This window comes from Vibrio sp. 1978, assembly GCF_033344345.1.
On the sequence record NZ_JAWPOP010000014.1, the window covers coordinates 116,071 to 138,389 of the forward strand.

The window sequence follows — 22,319 nt, forward strand, 5'->3', positions numbered from 1 at the left end:
AATCTATGATACTTTCAACTTTTTTTAAAAACGCCACAAGCAAGACCCCAAATGATTGGACATGGAATATGTTTAGACTGAGGTTTTGGACTGAGTGGGTTCATATAACCCCTATAGATAGAGCTCTGGAGAGTATTCATAATGAATACAGGCTCCCTGGAGGCCTACTAAATGAAATAAAGTCTGCAAGAGATTATCAGCAATCTTTTGACCCTTTAACGTCCCTGCCTTATCTAGACTCATACACCGAAGTCAATAGAGAGTACCTACTGAAACATGGTTATAGCTTGTTTGAATCGAGTGTGTTTTCAGAGGCTAATGGAAGTGTTCCTGATTTTAAGAAAGACAGTAATCGTTTGTTGGTTCTAAAACACGAGGAGCGTCCCAGTGATTCTAATGAGCAGCTAGCAAACGATATGCTTGAAATTAGCCCTCATCTACCTCAGTTGACAGCCTCTGAATCAGCGAACCGTTTGATTTTAAAAAAAGGGGAAGATGGACGGTATGATTTAACCATTCAGCGTACCGAAGTGAAGCCAACTACGTACATGGAACTTGTTAGAGCTGTCCCCGCCCATATGAAAATGGTTCCGTTCATGGAGACCCCCGTACACTTCAATCTTGTACCTTTCGATGAGGTTGTTAAAGCTGGTTTCGACATGAATGATGAACAGGTTGAAGGCAAAGCCAGAAACCTACAGCTGTCTATTTGGCTAACGCTATTTTTCGTATTGGCTTTTTGCTTCTTCGCTGTAAACAGTGTTGCCAAATTCATTATTGTAACGATAGTAACCTCGGAGGTTCAATTTAGTTACCTAATGACATCCATGTATTTGACCTTGCTAAGTGCATTTACTTCCTTTATCTATTTTCATTACCTGCATTTATATTGGCAATATGACACCAATCGCTTTGGTTCTGTGTATTCATTTTTAGTTGCCATCAAAAAAGATCCTATGCGTTTACTGCCACTTTCCAATAAAGCCGAGGTAAATCATGTTTAAAACCTTTGTGATTTACAAGTTACCTGAAGACTTCAACTTGGACCCAAATCTGCACTCTGAAATGTTTGAGAAACTGAAAGCGAAGCCTTTGACTGGTGCGATTAAGACTAAATATGGCTGGGCTGAGTTACTGCAATCAAATAAACCTTACATTAAGCTAGAAAACGATTACATTTTTCGTATAGAAAAGCGCTTTAGGTCTGTTGCATCTAGTACATTGGACGAAGCTGTCAGGCAGAAAATGATTCAGCTTGCACAAGATTCCCCCAGGACATGGGGAGTAAATGCCAAGGTTTCTTCACAAGATGTCAAGAATTTACGTGAAATGTGTGAAAACCTTCTTATACCGAAATCGCTTACACGTTTCAAAGATATCATTGTTTGGTTTAATACTGAGCTAAAGTTTCTTTTTATCGGTTCAAGTGGAAACAAAGAAGTTGAAGCGATTATTGATTTATTCAAGCTTACATTCAAAACATTTCCTGCGAGCCCGCTAACAGTTAATAATGATGTTTCGAGTGTATTTACTAGTTGGCTTAGCAGCCTGGAGTTACCGCCTACGTTGGCAATTAAAAATGGTGATATTGCATTTGAGAATAGAGCGAACGGTGCGAACAAGGTGAGATACAGTAACCAGGATATTGAGTCAGATGAAATCAATGCTAATTTACTAGCGCAAAAGCGCCCACTTCAACTATCTTGCGAATGGAACGCCACTTTAGGGTTTACTGTTAATAACGAATTAAAGTTTTCTAAGATCAAGCAACTAGGGCTGTTAAAAGAGAAAATAAAAACGGCCAATAAGGAAATGGAGATCAATAATCCCGCCCAGGAGATGGAAGCAAAAAGAGTTAAAGATATGACCTCCTACACTTTAACTCGACTGTCAATATTGAACCTTATAAAAGAAATCTTACCTTCATTAAATAGCTCAACTGGATTCGCTGGTGGTGCACAATCGAATACATCTGAGCTAATAGAGGGATTTGTTGAAAGCATTGATTGATGTATAAGGGCCATGATCTCGTGTTTATCGTGAAGAACGCCACGTAGATGAGCTGAAAACAAGAAACGTAATTTAAGGGGAAATGATGAAATTGAAAAGCATATTAACATTAGCTATCGCACTGCCTCTTTTGAGTGCTTGTGACCTTGTAGATGATTATAACGAAATGGTCAATGAGCAAATGGCTGATATTACTATCTACATCTCACCTGTAGCTGAGCTACAGATTGATGATAGTGAAATTGGTTATGTTCATGGATTCGAAGAGTGCCCCAACGAGTCCGTAAATTGGTTGTTTGGGTACTCTCATTCAGTTGGAGGCAATAATTGCATCAAAATAGATCCTGAAAATGAAAACATCAAAGTGCGAGTTATAAACGACCAAGTTAACTTAATTGAAACATGGAATGTATCTAGGGTTGGTGATGCCGTTTCACTAACTAGACCAAACGGCTTCAAAGTCCGTGAACCATCTAACCAGTCGTAGGGGGAAAAGGATGCCTAAGCCTCGCGGTAGGTTTATCGGCCACAAGCAGTTTGCTGTCGATCCCAATTGGGTTAAAAGCCAACAAGAGATTCGAGCTATCAAAGAGCGAAAGCGTTTTGTTGAGTGGTCGAAAAACTGGATTACGGTAACTCGACTAAAAACAGATCGATTGTGGACAGATTCAGCTATCAAGAAGTGGCTTGGCGAGCCAAAAAACCAAGCAAAATACAAAGTATTTGCTGTGGAAGATGTTAGAAAAGCTGAACGGAAAAAAGCGTTTAAAGAGTGGTTAGCACCTCGACTAGATAAAAAGCTGGCAACTAATCCACACTTTAAAATCAAGAAAATTGGAACTGTATAACGACCAAGGGGAAAATATGGTTATGTATAGCACTCAAGCTATAGAGAACATTAGAAAGTCATTCAATCTCTAGCAAACTATTGGACAGAGCCGATTAAGGGCAACCTGTCAGACCTAGTCACATCGAGATAAAGAAACTCACAGATTGCATTCAGACTAATTCAGATAATGGCTCTTTTTTCATTGTCTTAATCGAGGTTCATTGTCTTCAAAAGCCTGTTTACTGCATAGTAGATGTAAAGCCCTAGTTGACTCCCTAAAAAGAACCACCACCAGACCAAGTACAAATCAATTACATCGAATTTACCAAACAATACCTGCTCGAAATCTAACATTGATTCTGTAAGTGGTCTTTGTGCACCCGGCAAGCCTAGCCTATCAAATGGTACATCACTAAACTCAAGATAACTTAGTAACCAAACGGGCATATATAGAAACACTTCTGTATCAGCAATTGATACTGCTATAGCACGTAGATACTCATATCCTTTGTATAGTATTAAAAGGCCACCAAGGCCGATTAGATAGTGATTGGGTTTAAGGAGTTTCTCTGTTACGTATGATAAAGGGATTAGGACCGTCCTTACGAGCTTGCCCATTACGTAGTGAACGACTCCTGTAGTTACATAAAAAAGTAGAGCCGGAGTACGAAGAATTCCAAAGAAGATAGCAAGAAGTAGGTTCATAGGGCATACCTTAAGCTTAGTCTATAATATATTATAGTTTGGTATGCCCTGGAAGGGAAGATATTTAAGGGTAATAGCAATAGATAGTTGCTAGTGCTCGGTTTTCTCTAGGTGTTTCCCAAAGTTTAGTTTTGAAATTATACGAGTAAAGGCGGACAAGAAATTGTGAGCCAGATGCATTTTTTGTAACACCGATTCGGTTTAATGAATAGTCAGATACGACTACACCGTTCGCTGAGTGGTAACGCTTACTATCTTGCCAGTCTACAACAATTCTATTTGCCGCATAACCTGCACCATCACCACAATTTACACCTTTAATTGCACCAACTCCGTTTATTGTAGCGGAACCTTGGTGAACATATTTACTTGTTAGGTTTGAGAGAGCTACACCCCCTCTCGATGTCAAACGAATGTCTCTTGTTCGAGAAACGCCATTTGGGTCAAAAAACATTGAGGGGTCATTGAAATCAACAACGGCTCCAGGGACATAAAGAGAGCCATTCTCTAGAGTTGATATGTTTGAACCAGTACCGATTGCCAAGCCCCCTGCGAAATTATTCATTTGCGATGAGTTGGTTTGGTTGATTCTATTCCGTACTGTAGCTTGGTCTATTGTTGCTGAGCCTATACTAGCTGTATTTATATCGCCGTTATTGATGTCAGCTCTATTAATATCAGCACGATCAATGTCAGCGTTATCGTAATCAAGGTCAGTGCCGCGAACACTAGTTAAGTTTGCAGAATTGGAGCGTAACGTGTCAATAGTACCGGAGTTCGCGTCTATGGAATTAACGTTGAGGTTGTTGAGGTTGCTGGTTCCATTCAAATCGAGTCTAAATACAGGGTTTTCTCGGTCCACAATGCTAGATACTTCAAGGCGGTCCATATTATCGACATCCTGTCCATTCCAGTCGATTGTAGCTAACGGTGAGTTTGTACCATGGATACTCAGGTCATCAGAGAAGCTTGTGCCCCAAGTGATATCCATAGTAATGATACCTGTATCAAAGTCGCAATCCACTTGCGAGATTGAGGTGCCTGAATTTAGGTTTGCCAAACCTCCACCAGCAATTCGGGCTATAGTACATGAACGTTTGACTCCGTTTTCACCAGAGAAGTCAAATCCCCGAGTTTCAGCAGTATTTGAGACAGTTAATTTGAGTTCGACCTGGGTTCCATCATTTGTAACTTCAGTTTTGTATTGCATGTTATCCCCAATTCTAGGGGAATCTTCGAAGTCACAGAATAGGAACTCAGATGTTTGGGTACCACCACAGGTGTTTGGCTTCAACCACATTGTTCCAATGTGCTCAGCACCGTTTTGGAAGGGTTGGCCCGGCTGATTCCATTGGGCTAATGAGCCACTTTGTCTTGAGGCATTCTTGATAGCATGAAGCAGCGTTGCTATACGCTGCCCTTGAAGTTGGTCTACTTGAGATTCGTATTGATCACTTTTCATCATGAGGTAAGTGGACATGATGATACTTAAAGCGACAGTAGAGGCCAATATGCCAAGTTGAAGGAAAAAGCCTCTTTGTCTTTTGATTGAGGTTCTAGGCAGCATATTGGCCACTCTTATTAATAATGATTAACGGTTGATGAATGTGATTGCTACTTCATCGCCAGATGCACACTGTGTTTTAAGAGTGTCATTACCATCAATTCGCGTACCTTCAACCTGGATCTCAACGAAGTTTTGGAATACACGACCAACGAGTAGGTTACACTGATCTGTTTCTACATTTGAGAAAGTGAAAGTGAAGAATTTACCTGTACCAGTAGTTGTAATCCCATCACGGTTAGTCGCGGTGTCTACGCTTCCACAGGTCAAGCCATTATCAGAAAAAGGTGTGGTAAATTCATCTTGGGTTGCACTTAACCAGCTTGAAGGCCAGATGTTTTTGTCGTAACAGTCAGTGTTGTTAACAGATGCGTATGAACCAAAGCCACCCACTGTACGTCGTAGTTCGTCCGATGCTTGTAGTAGAGCTGACTCAGCATCGTCAACAAGTTTACCCGCACCTGAATCCCCCATAGTTGTAGCAATACCGACAACCATAATGCCCACGAATGCCAGGACTAATTGAAGCTCTGTAGATAGAAATGCACCTTTACGTTTTGCATGAACGCGGTTTAGTTTCTTTGAATATTGTTTTTTTGGTTTAAATAACATAGCTATTTTCCTCTTTGAAAGCTATTGGATTTTATACATGATTGGCATATATCAATCAAGTGGAATATGGTTTTCACAATTTGTTAATTTTATTATCAAACTTAGTTAAGGGTTTGACCAATTGAAGAAATAGAAAGGCCAACTATGGCGTTTACAGTTAAAACTGCCATCATGCAACCGAGCATGATCCCTGTCGTAAGCTTTTTTACTAGCATTTCAGTGTTAGCAAATACTTCTTCGGTGATATCGTCTAGTTTATTAGTAAAGTCAGAGGTTGTAGCATACGACTCAATCTCAATTCTTGGTTCTCTACTAAAGAAATCACAGGCGAGTGCTTGCCCTTCACTCTTTCCTCCAATCATATTAAGACGCATTTTTTGGCACCAATGTTTTACATATGGCGTTGAGTGGGAACCAACAAGCTTTAGTGCTTCTGAAGAGGGCATCCCGACTTTCAAAAGAGCATTGAATGTTTGTAGGGTTATAGCGGAATTAATCGCGTCAACAACATTCCAAGGTGGTAATTTAGTTAATCTCCGATTAATTTGATTGGGTAAACTCCAAACTACCCAGGTCCCGTATATCACCAATGTGCCTGTAATAAATGGGCTTAGCTCGTATACAGTTTTTGTAAACTCTCTTGCAAATGTCATAATAGGAGTTGGTTTTATATTAAGCCCCTTAAACAGCACAGCATAGATGTATAAGTGTGCAAGACTACAAATCAACATAATCAAACCAACACCTATAATTGGACCGACTATTCCTAAAAAGCCAGCACCTCTCATTTGTTGTTTTCTTTGTAATTGGCTGACACATATGCGTATTACTTTGTATGCTGCAGTTTTCTTCTCGATTGCGTAAGCAACTCCAATAGTGGTTTTATCAAAGAATGGTGCGAGCATGTATGAGATAACTGGTCTGTATCGGTACCGGTCTGCAAGATATTTTACGAACTTTGTTTCTTGGGATTTTGGTTGTTGGGACTTATATGCTTCATAGAGGGAGTCCAATACATTTACGATTGAATCACCATCTGCTAAACGTGATGCAATTTTCTCTAGAAGTTGAGACTTTCTCTTTGAGCCCACACGAAAGTTTGTATACTTTAGCTTTAAGGTATCAATGAAGTCATCACTAAGGTATTGACTCTTTATTCTGAGCAACTTTTGGTTAATATCGTTTTCCATTAATTAAACCTCTGGGTGGTAGAGAGAAACATTTAGCTCTTCACGATCTAATCGAGAGACCACAAGTTGATCGATTTCACGTTCTATCATCTCAGGGTCCAATACCCCTTTGCACATTTTATAAATTGCGTGCTCTAACTTAGTAAAACCACCAGTGTTTAGCCAATGAGCTTTAGCCAAATCATCTTCGTTTTTAGCCCATAGGTTTCTGATTGTTTGATCTGGCGCCAAGACTTCAGCTACAGGTGTTCGTCCAACACGGCCATCTACAGAATAATTACACTCTTCACACCCACCTTGCTTTGCGAAACGTATGTTCGGCAGGTACTCAAGTAACTCTAGGGAAGATAAGCTTTGTATTAATGAATAAACTAATGGAGAGTTATTCGGAAGCTCATCATAACTTCGACTACAGGACGGGCACACGGTTCGTACTAAAGACTGAGCAATGATGACAGTTAGGGTGTTTGATGATTGATAGACTGATCTAGCTACTCCGAAACCGTCCAAGCGACCTGGTACATCACAAGAAGATGCGGCATGTATTGTTGAGAAACATACATGGCCAGTTCGGGCAGATTCAATTGCAAATTTTGCTGAATTGTAGCAACGTATTTCTCCTGTACCCATGATATCTGGGTCTAGTCGCATGAAGCTTTCGGAAATTCGTTCAAACTGCTTGGTTAATGTGTTCATTTCATTATCAGAAGCGCTAGAGTTATCTTCTAAGTTAACTTGTGAAACGCCCTCTAAGTTCATCTCGATAGGGTTTTCGGCAGTAACAAACTTCCGAGTAGATTTGTACAGGTCTTGTAAGTAATCGATAACTGAATACATGGACTGGGTCTTACCAGAACCTGTAACACCAGCAAACAGTATATTTCCTTGTTTTTTACTGGAGTGTTTTTTAATCAACAGCGTTTGAACTGGGTGATATCCAGCTTTATCTAGCTTTCTTATAGAGGATTTCTCCCCTTTACTGGTAATCCTGCATACTAGATCTCCACCGCCCTCAGTTTCTCTTGGTGCAAATTCAACACGCATTTCAATTTGAGTATTGTTATACGTGTAGATAAATTTACCAGATTGAGGTTCTTTCCAGCTTAGGTTGTTACCTTGGATGCTAGAGCCGGATGCTTCATCCCCACCGATGATGTTGTAAGCAACATCAACCGTCTCGTAAAGCCTATCGTATGTATATTCTTTGAAATCAATTAAATCGCCATCTACACGTATACGTACTAACGTGTTGCCAGGTATATTAGATACTTCAAAGTGAATGTCTGACGTTGCAGGGTGTGATTCTAAAACAGACGCAGTGATCGCTTTAAAACTTCTGCCCTCATCATCTTTAGATTGGTTTTCTTCAGAGCCCATGAAGATGACATCAGCAAGTAATAGGATTAGGTCTTCTGAGCACTTAAGATTAATGACTTTTGTATGAGTATGATCGGTATATCCCAAATCATCTCTGATAGTCGCTCGAACTTGTGTGATTGACTTTGAAAAGTCTTCTGTCATTAAGACGGTAAGGTAGTTGTATCCTTCATCCATACCTTGAATATGGCCATCCGAAATAAGGAATTTTTTACCATAAGCTGGATGTGCCACTTTGTCCTTGTCAATGATACCACCTAAGGCCCAAGGAAGTTGTTCTCTAGTGTCGTATGTTAAGTCGTTAAAGAAGTGTGAACTAGAGCTACTACGACTACCAAAGTATTTTATTAAATCACCAGAAATTGAATCTGACAAAATGTCGTATTCGTTTGCGCTGGATTCTACAATGCTGGTTGCAGGTCTATACTCTGCTAAGTTAGTACTAGTCATGAAATTCTCACTTGAACATTAAACCTTGAGAGGGAGAGTCATTAATTAATGTAGGCGCCGGGGCTCCAAACATACTTGATTCTGAAAGCTCCCCAATCTTCTGCTCGATAATACGGTCTCGGAATGTTTGCGCTTTCTTAAAGCGGTCAATTGCTTCGTCAGAGGTTTTAACCGTGATATGTCGTGCTCTTGATTTGTCCATTTTGTGAGTTGAATAATCGAAAGGCATGACTACAGCGCCTTGAAATGACAGTGAATCTACATACCAGTCCCCAAAGCTCTCCCCTTCTTTTAAAGTTTGGATAGCCCCCTTATGCCAAAACTCACCTTTCAACTGACCAGCTATCTCATAAATATCTGTAACGAAGATTTGTTTTTCCATTTCGTTTAGCAGAGCATTAACTTCAGCTTCTCGTTGAGCTCTACGCTTTGTCCTAGTCTCCTCCTGGAATTTTGCTAAACGCTCTTCATCCGATGCCTTCTCTTTTTTCGGTTCAGGCCCACCGTTTAGTAATTTGTTATTTTCTATCAAAAGCTGCTGATACTGATTGTCAAGCATTAACATCTTATTAGCATGCTCTTTTTGGGCTCGTATCAACTCATTTTGCGAGAGTGATTTGTTTTCCTCTATAGAGAGGCTTCGTTGTTTTTGGATGTCTTGGTAAGTCTGCCCGGATTGATCATTTGCAAAAGTTGTAAAGCTCAACAATTGGGTCGCGATGCATAGGGTAATAGTATTAATTTTCACGTAATGAAACCTCTTTGTCTTGTTGATTAAGAATGCTACTTTCGTGTATGTACTGCATCTTAAGAACGATCTCTTCTGTTTCCAGATTTATCGAAATGCTCTGTATAATCATGCTTTTAAATTTGTCGATATCGTTAGCTAGTTGGTCCAAATAGTTAAATGCCCAACCAAACCCACTTAACGAAAGTTGTACATTCACAACGGTGTAATCTATTTGTGGGTTTCTTACTTCAGTGGAATATGTTTCGTTTTTAAAAGGGATCTCCCTTTCTGTTTTGCGGTTTGCTGAAATCGCTCCGTACAGTCTTCCTTGTGTCTTCTCTGCTTGTTGCTGAATGAAGGTTAGTAAGTCTAGGTAGTGGCCGTGAGTTTCCTTTATGAAGATAAAAGCGTCACTTTCATCAAAATAATGGTCTGGTTTAGGAAGCGGTACTATTTGAGACGTAGTAATCTCTTCTCCAGAGAGTGAATAAGTGATAGTTCCATCGAATTCGATGTTGTCTCTAAAATTGGCAACCGTTGTCCCTCCGTTTTTCCACAAAACGGTCGTCTCATGAAAAAACTCTTGGTCTGCTGGTTTGTCTACTGTTGATGAGTCTCTAGTAATGATTCCTTTGGTAACGAGATCGACAGTCATTGGGAACCATCCACCAACATCAACAGGAAGAGAGTTAATATAGGCTTTAAGGTTCAAAATGACCTTTTTAGGATCTGATGCGGTTAAACGTTGAGTAAGCCATTTTGCTTCCTCTTTAGTTGCATTTGCCTTGTCTATTCTCTCGATTTTTTTATGATTCAAATCGTTTTCAGCTTGCTTAGCTAGAGTACTGCTTGATGCTTTCTTCACCATTGAATCTATGTCAGGAATTACATACTCTTGCTTGGAGTTAGATTTATATACCTGCACACCTATCAAAAATATAATTCCAAGAGCCACAAATACGATGTGGGATGGTTTTATCTTTGATAGGGGGTTTGTGTTGAGTAGCTGCTCAATTGTTTGAATTTGAGCGAACTTTTCATTAGGTACAGCTTCACATATGACGTCATATGAGTGCTGTTGGTACTCTGAACGTGACTCTTCAAATAGTTCTGAGATATTTTCTGTTATCTCATTAGGGACTACATAGCGTAATTTTACGTGATGAAGATCGTACATTTGATAATGGTCGAAGATCTGTTGGATAACTTCTTCCACCGTTTCAAATACCAAATCATTCTCACCACCAGCTGGGCACTTATCAATTACCAAAAGATACCAATATTTACCGGATGGTAGCTTTTGTATGAAGAAAGCATTCGGGTGATCGACACAAATAGCGCGAGCGACGATTGCCGCCGCGCTGTAGTATTTTGTCGTTATGCTTTGAGCGAAACCGATTGTTGATTTTGGTGCATCATCAATTGTTGACCCTTCAACAATTACTGCATTTGTAGCGTCGTATTTGTTAACCAGATTTTTGATATGGATGGTCTTATCGGATTCTGAAACCTCGTACCAATCTAAACCGATGTAGTGCCTATCAAATCCAAGTTCTTCTAGTGACTGCATAAAAGGACCTAATTGGGTTAAACTTTTTCGATATGAGGCGTGATAATTACTAGCATCACTGAGCGTGTTTTAGCATTAGAGTCATTGCCACCAAACATCCATAGCAAATCGCCTAGAACTGACTGGTTTTGGCCATTGTCAATCACTTGCTCGAACCCAGTCATAACCATTGTTTCGCCTGAACGGATATTTCTAGCGCTAACCATGGCAGTAACAGTTCTGTCTGTTAGTTGAAGTTGTGTATTACCAACTTCTAGTGGGTCAATTGCATTTAAGGTACTTACATCAGTTACGATACGGACAGCAATTGTTCCATCTGAGTTAACACGTGGTGAAGCTAAGAAAACAATACCGTTTGTTGTTGTATCTGTGCTTGCAGATTGTGTTACAACATCACCAGATACACTTTGGTCGATTTTATCCGCATATTTCTTTTCATTTACGAACTGGACTGGAATAACATCATTGTTTGGTACAGTTGTCGTAATTGACTTTTTAAGCGAAAGAGATTTAGTCCCCTGAAGAGCCTTCAATGCCATTTCAGTGCCTTTGAAGCTACCATCACCGATACTCAGCCCTAAACCACCTAACTTAGCTGCATCACCAACTGGAACTCCATCGATTTTAAGTTCGAAGTCATTCTTAGCGTATTTAATAGATTGCTCAATGCCGTAATTTGATTCGTCTGTAGTGATCAGTTCCCATAGCTCTATATCGAGCCTGATCATCTTTCCAGCAGTAGAATTTGACTCATCAATAAAGTTCTCAACAATTCGCAGCTTTCGAGGTGTGTCAGTTACAGCAACCATACTTAGTGCAGGTAACACTTCTACTTTTGCATCTTCAGAAGCAATGGATTTAATCCCCTTGAGGAGTTGGTCCATTGGTTTCCCTAGGTCACGGTCAAATGAATATGAGTGAGAACTCGAAGTTTGAGAGCTTGTCCCCTCGCCTTGCTGACCACCGCTAGTAGACGAATTGATACTTGATTTTAAAGTTGTACTACCAGCATATTGGTCGATCCGAAAGTGTCTAGTTTCTTGTCGGTAAAAGGATACACGACCATCAGATTGGTATTTCCACCATAGGTTGGTTTTTGCTGCGATAGCATCCAACACTTGCTTTAAAGCAACGTGCTTTTCAAAGTTCAGGGAAATAGACACTTTTGCGCCATCTAATAGTGACCCTTTGTTCGTATCTGTATAAAGTGCCGAAACGTCTAAATCATCACCAGTAGAATCACTTGTACCACCGCTTGCTTTGGAACTTCCAGAGTCTTGGTTAAGATACTTGATAGCGTCGCTAGTAAAGCTAATGTAAACCCCATACGAGGCATACTTATTGTTCAAATAGTCAATCGTGTCGCTAAGGGGTTTAGAGCGATATGACATGAATTTACTCGGGGTAAGAAAAATCTCTGGAAGGTCTTGCCTTTCTTTTAACTTGAAAGGTTCCCCAAGAATAACGTAATTATTGTCTTCGCTGTAGACGCTCTGATCTATACCGGGTTTAAGTCTGTGTTTTTGAATCGTCTCAGTGGCAGCGTCTGCCTGTGCTGTCGCAACTCTATTGGCATCTTTACCAGGAGTACTACAACCACTGACAAGCGCGATAATGGTTAGTGTGAGAGCTTTAAGTTTCAATGTGTTGTTCATTACTGGTAAGTCCCTTTTTCAGTAGAACCGCCTTTTAGGATATGAGCAGCACCAATTTCAGGGCTGTAACTAATCCACAGTGGTTCTTTTGTTTTTAACGTCTCCTTAAGCACTCTATCTAAGACTCCGTCTCTTCCTGTTAGGTCACCAATCAATACCGAACGTGATTTAACAGGGAAGTCGTATTTAGAGCCCCAAATAATGTCGATATTGGACTTTGTATTCCAAACCTCAAAGTTCTCTTTGAGTGACAGTTTAGGGTCTAATGTCCAGAGTTTTGGTGTTCGTGTCTGAAGGTACGTAAGGTGTTCACGATTTTTGGATGCAGCCAACACTCGTTCTTGTTCATTTAGAACAATATAAATACCGGAATTTAGTTCCTGTATCTTAGCAACAGCACTGCGCCAATTAGGTGAAGGTACCCAGGCTAATTGGTGGGAAGAGATGCCTGGTCCAATATTTACCCGCCAACCAGCTGGTGCTAAAGCATTCAGTATTTCGTGAGCAGGTAATTTATTTTGGTAACCGACTTTAGATTGGATGTCGTTTAAACCATAAGCGGTATCTGACTCGTATTCAGTAAATACAACCCCCGCTTGCGCGCTACTCATCACGAGTAAAGGTAAAATTAATCTTAATTTCATCATAGTAACCCCTATTATTTTGATAAATATACGTCATTTTCGGATAACAAACAACAAACGAAGCTGTAAGGTAACCTACGAATAAGAACAATTTCTTATCGGTTATCTGGCTTCCAAATTTCGTTTTTTCGATATGGCAAGTTGTTGCCTTGGTTGTATTTTGACAGGAGGTGTATAAAAAACTCTAATGGTGTCCTTTTGGTAAGAGAGATTAAAGACATTAATACATAGAAAACACACATGGCTTTAAGGTAGTTCCAGCTGAACATTATTGGCAATGTCAAAACCGGGACGATAGTAGACCCGTCCATAAGTAGGAAAAGTGGTCTTTTCATCGCATTTTGTACCGCTTTTCTATCCAGCTTCGGTTTATATTCCATTATTCTGATTCCATAAGGAGATATTCTGGCCCAATTTCACTGTTGTGATATAGGTTTGCGATTTGTTGAGAAAAGGTAAGCTCTTGTTCCTTTAGGTGCCTTCTTACTACTACAGATATCTCTGTGTCAGATTTACACTTCAGCATTTCTTCTCTGATTTCTTCAGTTAGATATAGGGTTTCTCTAACAGCAATCCTTTCACCGTCGAGAGTTCTAACTAGTATCTGAGCGACAATGCCAGAGAGTTGACTAATAAAACCAGCTAATACAGCCAGCTTATTCTCTCCATCTATCATATTGTAGATGCGGCTCATCGCTGTCTCGCAAGAGTTTGCATGTATTGTAGCCATCAAGAAGTTGCCAGTGTTAGAAGCGTTAAATGCGTTTTCGATTGATTCTTTACTTCGTATTTCGCCCTGAACGATGATATCTGGACGAAGACGAAGAGCAGCTTCAAGGCCTTGATTAAAACTTTGAACATCGGAGTCTGTTTCAACTGAACCTACTTCATGAACTGAAATACTGTTACCAGGAGCAATCTTTACTCCCTCATAATTAATTTCAGGTGGGTCCTCAAAAACTAAGATATGCTTACCAAGGCTGGGAGTTTTTAGCACTGAAGTTACAATTCCGGCCATAGTAGTTGTTTTGCCTGTGCCTACCCCTCCCACAAACATAAGAATACCTTTACGGTTATGCTTTACAAGATTGACTAGCTCCGGCTCTATACCCAAAGATTCTGCGTCCTTTGGTGTTTTAGGGTTCAACCTACCAACCATCTTATAGGTCTTTCCATATTCAAGTGACCTTGAGGTAATAGCTGCAATGCGGAAACTCCTAATCTGAGATTGATCATTGGGGTTTTTGGTAACGAATGCAAAAAACGTAGGAGTAGCTGCATTAACATTGTTAATCAGCGATTTTTTGGTGCCGAGCATATATTCAAGAATATTACGGCATGCGTTAGGTTGCATTTGTTTATCAGTGATTTCCCTGATTTGCCCGTTTACATCGATTCTGATTCGATAGTTACAGTCTATTAAAATGTCTGAAGCACCGTACTCAATTGCTTTCCATATGACAGTTTCGATATCTACTTGTGTCATTTCGCTTGAAACAGGTATTAATGGAATATCATTCATGGTAGGTGTCACTCTTCAACGAGAATGGATTTAATTTGGTCGTGAGTAAGGCCTTCAGTTTCTACTTTAGAAACAGCATCCCTACGTACAGAGCCCCTAGGGTCTTTTATTACTGGTGAAGAATAGAGATCAGAGTTTGTCTGCCAAACTGCCTCACCACTCAAAGATATGAACTGAGTGCCTAAACCTAATTGGTCTCCTTGTACCGTAATTCCTACATTTTCAATAATCATATCTGGCTTTTCTATATATCCGGACTCAACTAAATTCACGTAACGGATCATGGCTGTTGCGTCAATAAAAGCATTAATTACACGAGTTCTCATCTCAGCAATTGCTTGTTCTGAGCCCATGGCCCATCCCTCATCAAGAGCTGAGTTGAAGATCTCCAATTCTTCTGAATTTCTAGGTAAAAGTTCGTCAATTAATGTGGTCGGAGTAAGTGAATTTTTGTCGTAGAGATAGTCAGACCAATGCGGTTTCCTCAACACAGGCTTAGGTTGTTCTCTCAATCGATAGACAAGATTATCGGTCCTGATAATCGTAGCTTTTGTGTCTCGCGTTATCGCGGCATGAGCTTCTACTTTGTCTACCATACCTGGACGAAGGTACTTGGCTTCACCTGAACTTAGATTTGCAGAAGCGTTAATGAGATGCTCGAAAGGTAGCAAGCGGTCAAAGAGGTGAGACTTGCTATCCACTACATCTGTTAAGCGCTCCATCGTAGCTATATAACCATTCGCACTGCCAACTTCTTCAGCTCTTTCGCGGATCGACTCAATTCTGAGTGCCTCTTCACCATCGCTTACTAGTTGTTGTCTAACCTTTACATCTTTTAGTTCACTTAAGCTGTAATAGGTGCGCTTAGATTCATCTGCCAAAGTGGTAACACTGAAAAATAGACTAGCAATTAAACAAATAGCAGTATTGGTTCTCACGCTTTTGTCTCCAAGTATTTAACGACAATCGTCTTAAGTCGGTTATCGACCATGATGTCTACCTGGGCACCCTTTTCAGAGTCAATAATCTTTATTGCGTCGTTTATTGGTTGATCCTTCAGTTTAATACTTACAAACACGCCACCAGGTGGTTTTTGGCCATAAGTAAATACTCGATCAGAACCATAACCTACTGTCTCAGCAATACCTTTTACGGCAGTTTCGACTTCACAATCACAATTCCAGTCAACAACCTTTTCAAAACCAGGTAACAGCATTGTAGAGAGCATGCGCTCCTGCCTTCTCTGCTCAGGGCCTTTAAGTGCTTGTGCATGTGCACTTCTCGTTTTTGCTAACAATCGGAGCTCGTCAAGCATTTCAACTGCATATGGCTCAAGATCGCCAAAAGCCCTTTCTTCAGGGCTCTTTTCTAAGTGCCTTAAATCTTTGACTTCATTAGTTGCGCACCCAAGAAGTAGAGTAGAAGCGAATGCTATGCTAGAAAGCTTAAAGACGTTCATTTTGTTTCCTCTTCGTTGCATTGATGCAAAGTGTTTTAGCTGTATTCAGATTTGAAACAGTGATGATTGATTCATCCGTACTGATGTTTTGGTTAATGTCTGGGTGGTAATACCTAACTTTTTGATGGAAGGCTTTCTTGATTTCAGAAATATTGAGGGACGTAATAGGTAGCCCTAATAATTTGAAAGCCTGAACTTCTTCTTCAGAGAAGTTAAATGGGTTTTGTTCATTCAGAGTCGGAGAACTTTGAGATCTACTCGCATTAGAGGGTCTTTCCATCTGAGAGGAAATTGAGTTTGTATAACCAAACCCACGTATCTTCGCTTGTGCTTCCTTTCTTCTAACCGATTGTTGTTGTTGCCGTTGCATAAAGTACAAATATGCGATGCCAAATAAGGCACTCGTGAAAACACCGAATGTATAACTCGCGGACAAATAATATGTAGCAGCGAAAGAAGTGATGAGTATGGAAGCCAAACCCAATATTTTTTCTTTAATTAGTTCGAACACAATAAGATGTCTAATAGCAAATAATAGCATAAATCTATGCCATTTTTGTCTAAAATACAATAGCAAAAGCTGCTAGCATAGGCTTATTATTGAGTCAAATGTTAGTTTCAATTTGCTAGTCTCAGAAGTGATATCGGTTCAATAGACTAATTACTCAACAAATTGTAGAAATATTTGCGTAATGCGACCTACAAATAGGGATATAGCTCACACATATGCAACAAATGATGAAAATTTATTTAAGTTTCACTCTTCATGGGTAAAAATTAGACATAACGGCAGTTAATGTTTAGATACAAGTCACATGATTATTTGCGTCTATTCTCAAAAATAAGAAAGTATTTATGGATAAGAATCATTACAGCGAACTGTTCTCCGACATATTCGCTACAAAACAGAATGAAGGTGGTGCGGCATATTTAATCAATCGTGAGGCTAATCTTGAATTAGTTTCACGGTTAGGTATTAATCATCGTGACGTTAGGCTTAATTCAAAAGAAAGCTATGTTTCAGACCGTAGCGCTAGGCTTTTAGAGAAAAAGTTAAAGGTAGCTCGAGGTTGGCTAGACGCAGAACATGAAATTATTAGCCAAACTCAACTTCTAACAATTAGAGCCAACAATGTTTCGGCGCTTATTGTTTCTCCTGGCTTTACTAAACAGTCAAAGCACTTTCTCTCTAAAATAGTTTCATCTACACCTATGAGCGGATATCAATTTTTGTTTGATGAAATCACTTTCGAAGAGCAGTCCTATTACTTACGTAAAATGGAAGAGTTCTTGGAAATTGAAAGAGCATGTCTTGATGATGAGGCATTTATGGAAGGGCTCTACTAGCGAGAAAAGTCGAAGTCATTATCAGGACGCTGTTGTTTGATACCAATGGCGTCCTTTTCATTTACTGGTCCAGTTATACAAGATTCTAGCCTCTGATTTATTGTTTGTTGACTAGGTTCAAGTACATTAGCTTTCTCAACACTCTTCAAGCTAATATGGTCAAATCTCCTGCCAAACTTTGTCTCAAATTCATTCAGAAAGAAATTGATATCTTGTACAGCATTTGGATTAACTTGCCATTTTGTTAGCAAACTTGGCAAATTTGTAAAACTGGTATTATCGAATTCACTTCTTCGAGCTGGTGGTATTGCACTTAGTCTGATTTGTAGAATGGTGCCGATCATTCTATTTTGTAGTTGGAGAATATCTTGTTGTTTTTGAAAGTTCTGACTTGAGAACTTTTCAACTGACACTTTGAGTTTTTCTAAATCCATTTTTTAGCCTAACTCAAGCTGTGCAAAGGCAAGTGGTCTAACAGATGACTGAAGAATAGCCTTCTTGAACCAGGTCATTGTCATATGATAGTCATAGTTACAAGACACGATTTTTTCAGCGTAGTGGTCATGAGGATAATTCATAGCGATTGACTTAAGGATTTCATAGTCAAATATTTCTAACTTTAGATCTTCAAATCGTTGATCTAAAGAGTTTTTAATTTCAGGTAGAGGTAGCTCATCACCGCTTTGAATTTTCTTTATGATTTTCTTGTCGTTTTCAAGAACATTTAAGAGCAAGTACTCTGAAATAGAAAGCACATAGCTTGTAAAATTTGGTAATGTCTTTAGAGAGATTGGGTTCATATATTTTTTGTTTTAAGCTTGTGCCCATCGGTTCTATTGATGGCAAAGGTAACTCCTCTTTGCTTCACCAGGAACCAGTCCAGTCTTTATAAATCTTGCTTATGTATCAATATAAGATATACATAAACAAGGGTATTTGCCATTTTTTTGACAACTAACGTACTACTTTGGGGGCGATATGAGTGTAAATTCATGGGAATTTCAACCAGACAACGAGTTTTCTGACATAACAGATGATCTGAATCATCAGGATGTAGTATCAGAAAAAACCTCAGATCGAATTGTTAATGTACACGATAAACACCTAAGCCCACAAAGTACAACTTTGCCAAGCAATGATGTCTGTTTGAACGCCTTTAATCAACAAAAGCAGGACGTTCGTCTATCTGAAGTTGGCGGCAAGTCACAATCAGTGCAACCTTCTGCCACAAAATCAAACGCTTACTTCCACCCAAATAGTCAAATTAATCTCTATAACAAGTCATTAAATTGTGCAGCGGTGATTCGATTAGGAAACATAGCTAACAACCTAATTTCAATTGTTGTAGACATTTGCCCAGAACATAACGGTCGCTCAAGTGATTGGAACAACAAAATCTCAGTTGCCTTTTCTCACACTGAACTTATTCAAGCTTATTCCCTATTTCTTCAAAACCTTAAATGCCTTGATTTCAAGTTAAAGTTTCACCAACAACAAACTGGGCCATTGTCTATAGGATTTAAAGAGAGCTCGATTTATGTAAGCACAATCATCTCCGGTAAAACAATAAGCCTTACAGGAAACATCGCCCAAAAGATAAAGTTTATGGCCCAATTAGAAGTGGCTACTAAACACTACTTCGCTACTGCGTTTCCAGATTTGGACCAAGAACGAATTCTGCGTCAGATAGCTTTGATTTAGTGTTTTTGTAGTTCGATATTTGAAGCTTCTAGGTGACCGGTAGCTCTCAGATATCTTTTAACAGTACCCATATTTGTCCAATCACCAATAGACATAAGGTCGACTGCATTCATCTTATGAACGACATGCCCATCAACTACCGCTCCACAACGTCCCGAATGCCCTGACCAACAACGACCTTTAAATACACTTTGTCGTTCATATGCTTTACGGAACAATCTAAGTACGGATACACCATTCATAGGTTTTAATGGGTCCTTAAGCTGTCCATTTTTCAGAATCCAACCAAAAATATAATATTCCTGATCTTCGACTGGACTTGAAGGGGTTACATGGTTGTAAAGCTCAACTCCTTTTTCTACAAGTTCAATATATTTCTTCACGATCCCTGCATACCTGCCAATGATAGACTTTTTGGGTGGCGCTGCAGATGTCTTAGATTTTGTCCTCACTATAGTGACAGTGTCACCAGAAATGATGACGTTTTTACGTTTTAAAGTAAAGATCTCTTCTTCTCGAAGAGCAGTAGAGTATGCAATGGTCATGTATGCTAGGTCTTTGAAAAGCTTTGGCCCAGCTTGTTCAAGTGTCCCAACTATTTCGATCTGTCTGTTCAAATCGCTTGCTCTGAATGGTGAAGCAACTTTTTGCTCTACCTTTGATAAATCAGATTCTGCCATATCCTTTTTTACACCCCTGAAAAAGTCTTTTATAAGCTTGTCTTCAGTTACGTTGGCGAATCCTAGTTGATTCAAAAATATGGCTATGAGGTTCTTTCGGCTCATTAGAGTCGCATAAGACACTTTCTGTTCATTTTTTAGGTGTAGTATCCAGTAGTAAAACATTCTTGGATGTATAGGAAATGCGTAGGCTAATTCAATATACTCAGTAAATCTTATCCAAGAGCGAACAGCGGAAAACATGTTTTTTTGTGTTGCCTTCGAAAAACCACCACGTGTAGCCTCGAATATGGCCATGTTATCTAGTATTGTCTTTAGGTTTGGGTGATCAGGATCAATTGCACCGTCAAGTTCAGGCAAAGGGATTTTAAATCGTGAAAGATTTTCTTTTTCTTTGTTATTGCCTAGTTCTAATGCCTTAATCTTTTCTAATCCGGATGCAGGAATTGGTAAATTTTGCTTAGTAATCTCCACGTTCACCTCCAAAAATAAAGTGTTACGCTGTCACCTGTAACGCTAACCTTAACGGCCAAAAAGTGTAATATAACTCAAATTATACTACACTTTATAATCATGTCTATTTATACAGTGTTATTTGTTTGTTGAGTTTATATGAATTATTCGAAGATTAGCTTAACGAAAACAAAGCGAGCTACTAAAGTAAAACCCACATAATAACCCATGGTTCTACATAGTCTGCTAGACTGCGTAAGGGAATATTACTTGAATATAGATAAAAAAAAGGCAACATTTAAAGTTGCCTTGTGCTGTTAGGTTTGAAATCAGTTGCTTACTGAAGTCAATTGACCATTGGATAAGTCTTCCAGTGGTGGATAATCAGGAAGTCCATAGTCAGATCGTAACCAAGTTAATTTCTGGTAGGTTTGTTCAATCCACTCTGGCTTTAGCTGTTGAACTTCTATGATCTTCTTCTTGTAACTCGGATCTGTTTTAGCTGGTAGGTATTCTAAATAGAAACTGTCGCATTTTTCCATTAAGCTAGAACGCTCTAAATCTACCACCGTCAGGCAGTCAACAAAGTCTTTGTACGCTTCGTTGTCGGAAATGCCTTGAACAACTGCTGGCCCGGTAGTTTTGAGATATTCTTTGTATAGTTTTGCACCGACGACTCCAGAGCCAGATACAGCAACGATAGCTATAATAGACCAGGGAAAGGTGCTTTTAAGTGAGTCGAACATATTATATCCGTTTTATTGTTAGTATTAGTATTAAGGTGGGGATTGTTTTGGAATATTCAATGCATGAAATACAATAATTGTATTTCATGACTAGTTATATCTAGTTTTAAATATTATTTGTTCATCAAAAAGGCTGGTTATAAAACACCCACCAGCCCTTTCAATTTGATATTTAACCTGGGTATGCTAGAACAATGTCTATGTTAAACTTAATATCTGAAAGATTTAAACGGGTCAAAATATACTCAGTCATACTCGCAAAGTCGGCTTAAAATATTTGATTTACCAAATATACAAGGCTCTTTACGGAGGTGGTAAAATTTGGGTCTCCCAGATATTTCATCATATATTTCTTCTACATTTAAAGTCTCAATTATATCAATAGAGTCTGGATTTAACACTAAATGAGAACGGCCATGATACCCACCGTCTACAAATTGTCCACTCTCAAAATCCTTTAAGATATCGATACCGTTTTCACGCAAAATATGACAACGTTTCCGTTCATTCAAATCAATTAGGTCATTGTGTATTCGATTTTCAGGTGGTTTTGCAAGTTCTGAGTACCATTCTTTACCCCTCTTAGTTGATATCCACACTGGTAATTTATCCCAATGTTGCTGTAGATATTTGGGGTGCATAGAAATGGATTTACCAATAGTTACTACTTTAGCTTGTTCCTTTATTGCGCACACATATACGGTAGGTTTACCTACCTGCCTCGCTTTATAGTCAGCGTGATAGCATGCTCCTTTCAGATTAGAAACGAAGTAAAATCCATTAGCATCATTACAGCCTTCGCCTGTACCTAGCATGCCTAACTCAAATTTATCAAACTCCTTAGCTCGTGTACCATGAAAGATGAGCTCTCTTTCCATTGTTCTTTCTAACATGCCGCTTCTCATCAGGTTATAAGTCTTAAATTGTATTATCTAAAAACTAAACAAAATTGAGCTATTACTTTTGTTGACCTCTAAACAGATCAACTAGTCCTCTCAACACAACGCCACTAATGATCAATCCTAATAGTAAACTAATTACTATTCCGTAGGGGTTTGTTGCGAAAAATGAAAAA

Annotated in this window: 24 protein-coding genes; 6 read left to right on the forward strand and 18 right to left on the reverse strand. The window is 39.2% G+C overall.

Annotated elements, in window-relative coordinates:
- Positions 1–5 precede the first annotated feature (5 nt).
- The 4 genes from R8N49_RS15055 (at position 6) to R8N49_RS15070 (ending at position 2,858) form a co-directional block, all read left to right on the forward strand.
- Complete coding sequence (locus tag R8N49_RS15055) at positions 6–1,004, forward strand: hypothetical protein (RefSeq protein WP_025634139.1); 999 nt, start codon at positions 6–8, stop codon at positions 1,002–1,004.
- A complete protein-coding gene (rdgC, locus tag R8N49_RS15060; protein ID WP_025634137.1) occupies positions 997–2,010 on the forward strand; it encodes a recombination-associated protein RdgC in 1,014 nt (337 codons plus the stop codon). The genes R8N49_RS15055 and rdgC overlap by 8 nt, the downstream gene beginning before the upstream one ends.
- Positions 2,011–2,092: 82 nt before the next feature.
- The gene (locus tag R8N49_RS15065) at positions 2,093–2,497 is read left to right on the forward strand and encodes a hypothetical protein (protein ID WP_138058895.1); all 405 of its coding nucleotides are present in this window, start codon (positions 2,093–2,095) and stop codon (positions 2,495–2,497) included.
- A gap of 10 nt (positions 2,498–2,507) precedes the next feature.
- Positions 2,508–2,858 carry a hypothetical protein gene (locus R8N49_RS15070; protein WP_025634133.1) on the forward strand — a complete coding sequence of 117 codons (351 nt, stop codon included), beginning with the start codon at positions 2,508–2,510 and terminating at the stop codon, positions 2,856–2,858.
- A 188-nt stretch (positions 2,859–3,046) separates the two neighbouring features.
- Here the strand turns inward: R8N49_RS15070 and R8N49_RS15075 are convergent, their stop codons facing one another.
- The 13 genes from R8N49_RS15075 to R8N49_RS15135 all read right to left on the reverse strand — a co-directional run bounded on the left by R8N49_RS15075 (position 3,047) and on the right by R8N49_RS15135 (position 16,858).
- Positions 3,047–3,544, reverse strand: a complete 498-nt coding sequence (locus tag R8N49_RS15075; protein WP_025634132.1) for a hypothetical protein — start codon at positions 3,542–3,544, stop codon at positions 3,047–3,049.
- Positions 3,545–3,608: 64 nt separating this feature from the next.
- Positions 3,609–5,024: a hypothetical protein gene (locus tag R8N49_RS15080; RefSeq protein ID WP_139351514.1), complete on the reverse strand. Its 1,416-nt coding sequence runs from the start codon at positions 5,022–5,024 to the stop codon at positions 3,609–3,611.
- Between the two features lie 111 nt (positions 5,025–5,135).
- Positions 5,136–5,720 carry a hypothetical protein gene (locus tag R8N49_RS15085; RefSeq protein WP_025634129.1) on the reverse strand — a complete coding sequence of 195 codons (585 nt, stop codon included), beginning with the start codon at positions 5,718–5,720 and terminating at the stop codon, positions 5,136–5,138.
- 101 nt (positions 5,721–5,821) lie between these two features.
- Entirely contained in the window at positions 5,822–6,910 is a 1,089-nt protein-coding gene (locus tag R8N49_RS15090) for a hypothetical protein (RefSeq protein WP_025634128.1), read from the reverse strand.
- 3 nt (positions 6,911–6,913) lie between these two features.
- The gene (locus R8N49_RS15095; RefSeq protein WP_025634126.1) at positions 6,914–8,737 is read right to left on the reverse strand and encodes a GspE/PulE family protein; all 1,824 of its coding nucleotides are present in this window, start codon (positions 8,735–8,737) and stop codon (positions 6,914–6,916) included.
- Positions 8,738–8,744: 7 nt separating this feature from the next.
- Positions 8,745–9,485, reverse strand: a complete 741-nt coding sequence (locus R8N49_RS15100) for a hypothetical protein (protein ID WP_025634125.1) — start codon at positions 9,483–9,485, stop codon at positions 8,745–8,747.
- A complete protein-coding gene (locus tag R8N49_RS15105; protein ID WP_025634123.1) occupies positions 9,475–11,037 on the reverse strand; it encodes a hypothetical protein in 1,563 nt (520 codons plus the stop codon). Before R8N49_RS15105 ends, R8N49_RS15100 begins: the two co-directional genes overlap by 11 nt.
- A gap of 17 nt (positions 11,038–11,054) precedes the next feature.
- Entirely contained in the window at positions 11,055–12,692 is a 1,638-nt protein-coding gene (locus R8N49_RS15110) for a hypothetical protein (RefSeq protein ID WP_025634122.1), read from the reverse strand.
- Positions 12,692–13,339: a hypothetical protein gene (locus R8N49_RS15115; RefSeq protein WP_025634121.1), complete on the reverse strand. Its 648-nt coding sequence runs from the start codon at positions 13,337–13,339 to the stop codon at positions 12,692–12,694. The genes R8N49_RS15110 and R8N49_RS15115 overlap by 1 nt, the downstream gene beginning before the upstream one ends.
- A 376-nt stretch (positions 13,340–13,715) precedes the next feature.
- Positions 13,716–14,858 (reverse strand): ATPase, T2SS/T4P/T4SS family, encoded by a 1,143-nt coding sequence (locus R8N49_RS15120; protein ID WP_025634117.1) that lies wholly within the window; start codon positions 14,856–14,858, stop codon positions 13,716–13,718.
- Positions 14,859–14,866: 8 nt separating this feature from the next.
- Entirely contained in the window at positions 14,867–15,796 is a 930-nt protein-coding gene (locus tag R8N49_RS15125) for a type IV secretory system conjugative DNA transfer family protein (protein ID WP_025634116.1), read from the reverse strand.
- Positions 15,793–16,317: a hypothetical protein gene (locus tag R8N49_RS15130; RefSeq protein WP_077202328.1), complete on the reverse strand. Its 525-nt coding sequence runs from the start codon at positions 16,315–16,317 to the stop codon at positions 15,793–15,795. The genes R8N49_RS15125 and R8N49_RS15130 overlap by 4 nt, the downstream gene beginning before the upstream one ends.
- Positions 16,304–16,858: a J domain-containing protein gene (locus R8N49_RS15135; RefSeq protein WP_025634113.1), complete on the reverse strand. Its 555-nt coding sequence runs from the start codon at positions 16,856–16,858 to the stop codon at positions 16,304–16,306. The genes R8N49_RS15130 and R8N49_RS15135 overlap by 14 nt, the downstream gene beginning before the upstream one ends.
- 314 nt (positions 16,859–17,172) lie before the next feature.
- Between R8N49_RS15135 and R8N49_RS15140 the strand changes: the two genes are divergently transcribed.
- Complete coding sequence (locus R8N49_RS15140; RefSeq protein ID WP_025634112.1) at positions 17,173–17,664, forward strand: hypothetical protein; 492 nt, start codon at positions 17,173–17,175, stop codon at positions 17,662–17,664.
- Here the strand turns inward: R8N49_RS15140 and R8N49_RS15145 are convergent.
- Positions 17,661–18,098, reverse strand: coding sequence for a hypothetical protein (locus tag R8N49_RS15145; RefSeq protein WP_025634110.1), 438 nt, complete (start codon positions 18,096–18,098; stop codon positions 17,661–17,663). The genes R8N49_RS15140 and R8N49_RS15145 overlap by 4 nt on opposite strands.
- Before the next feature lie 3 nt (positions 18,099–18,101).
- Positions 18,102–18,464, reverse strand: a complete 363-nt coding sequence (locus R8N49_RS15150; RefSeq protein WP_025634109.1) for a hypothetical protein — start codon at positions 18,462–18,464, stop codon at positions 18,102–18,104.
- 178 nt (positions 18,465–18,642) lie between these two features.
- On the opposite strand from R8N49_RS15150, the gene R8N49_RS15155 reads away from it, so the two are divergent.
- Positions 18,643–19,365, forward strand: coding sequence for a hypothetical protein (locus tag R8N49_RS15155; protein WP_025634107.1), 723 nt, complete (start codon positions 18,643–18,645; stop codon positions 19,363–19,365).
- Here R8N49_RS15155 and R8N49_RS15160 read toward each other — a convergent pair.
- The 3 genes from R8N49_RS15160 to R8N49_RS15170 form a co-directional block, all read right to left on the reverse strand.
- Positions 19,362–20,519 (reverse strand): tyrosine-type recombinase/integrase, encoded by a 1,158-nt coding sequence (locus tag R8N49_RS15160; protein WP_025634105.1) that lies wholly within the window; start codon positions 20,517–20,519, stop codon positions 19,362–19,364. The two genes, R8N49_RS15155 and R8N49_RS15160, sit on opposite strands and share 4 nt — an antisense overlap.
- Positions 20,520–20,827: 308 nt before the next feature.
- Positions 20,828–21,244 (reverse strand): hypothetical protein, encoded by a 417-nt coding sequence (locus R8N49_RS15165; protein WP_025634104.1) that lies wholly within the window; start codon positions 21,242–21,244, stop codon positions 20,828–20,830.
- A 245-nt stretch (positions 21,245–21,489) separates the two neighbouring features.
- Positions 21,490–22,137 carry a hypothetical protein gene (locus tag R8N49_RS15170; RefSeq protein WP_042776360.1) on the reverse strand — a complete coding sequence of 216 codons (648 nt, stop codon included), beginning with the start codon at positions 22,135–22,137 and terminating at the stop codon, positions 21,490–21,492.
- Between the last annotated feature and the right edge of the window lie 182 nt (positions 22,138–22,319).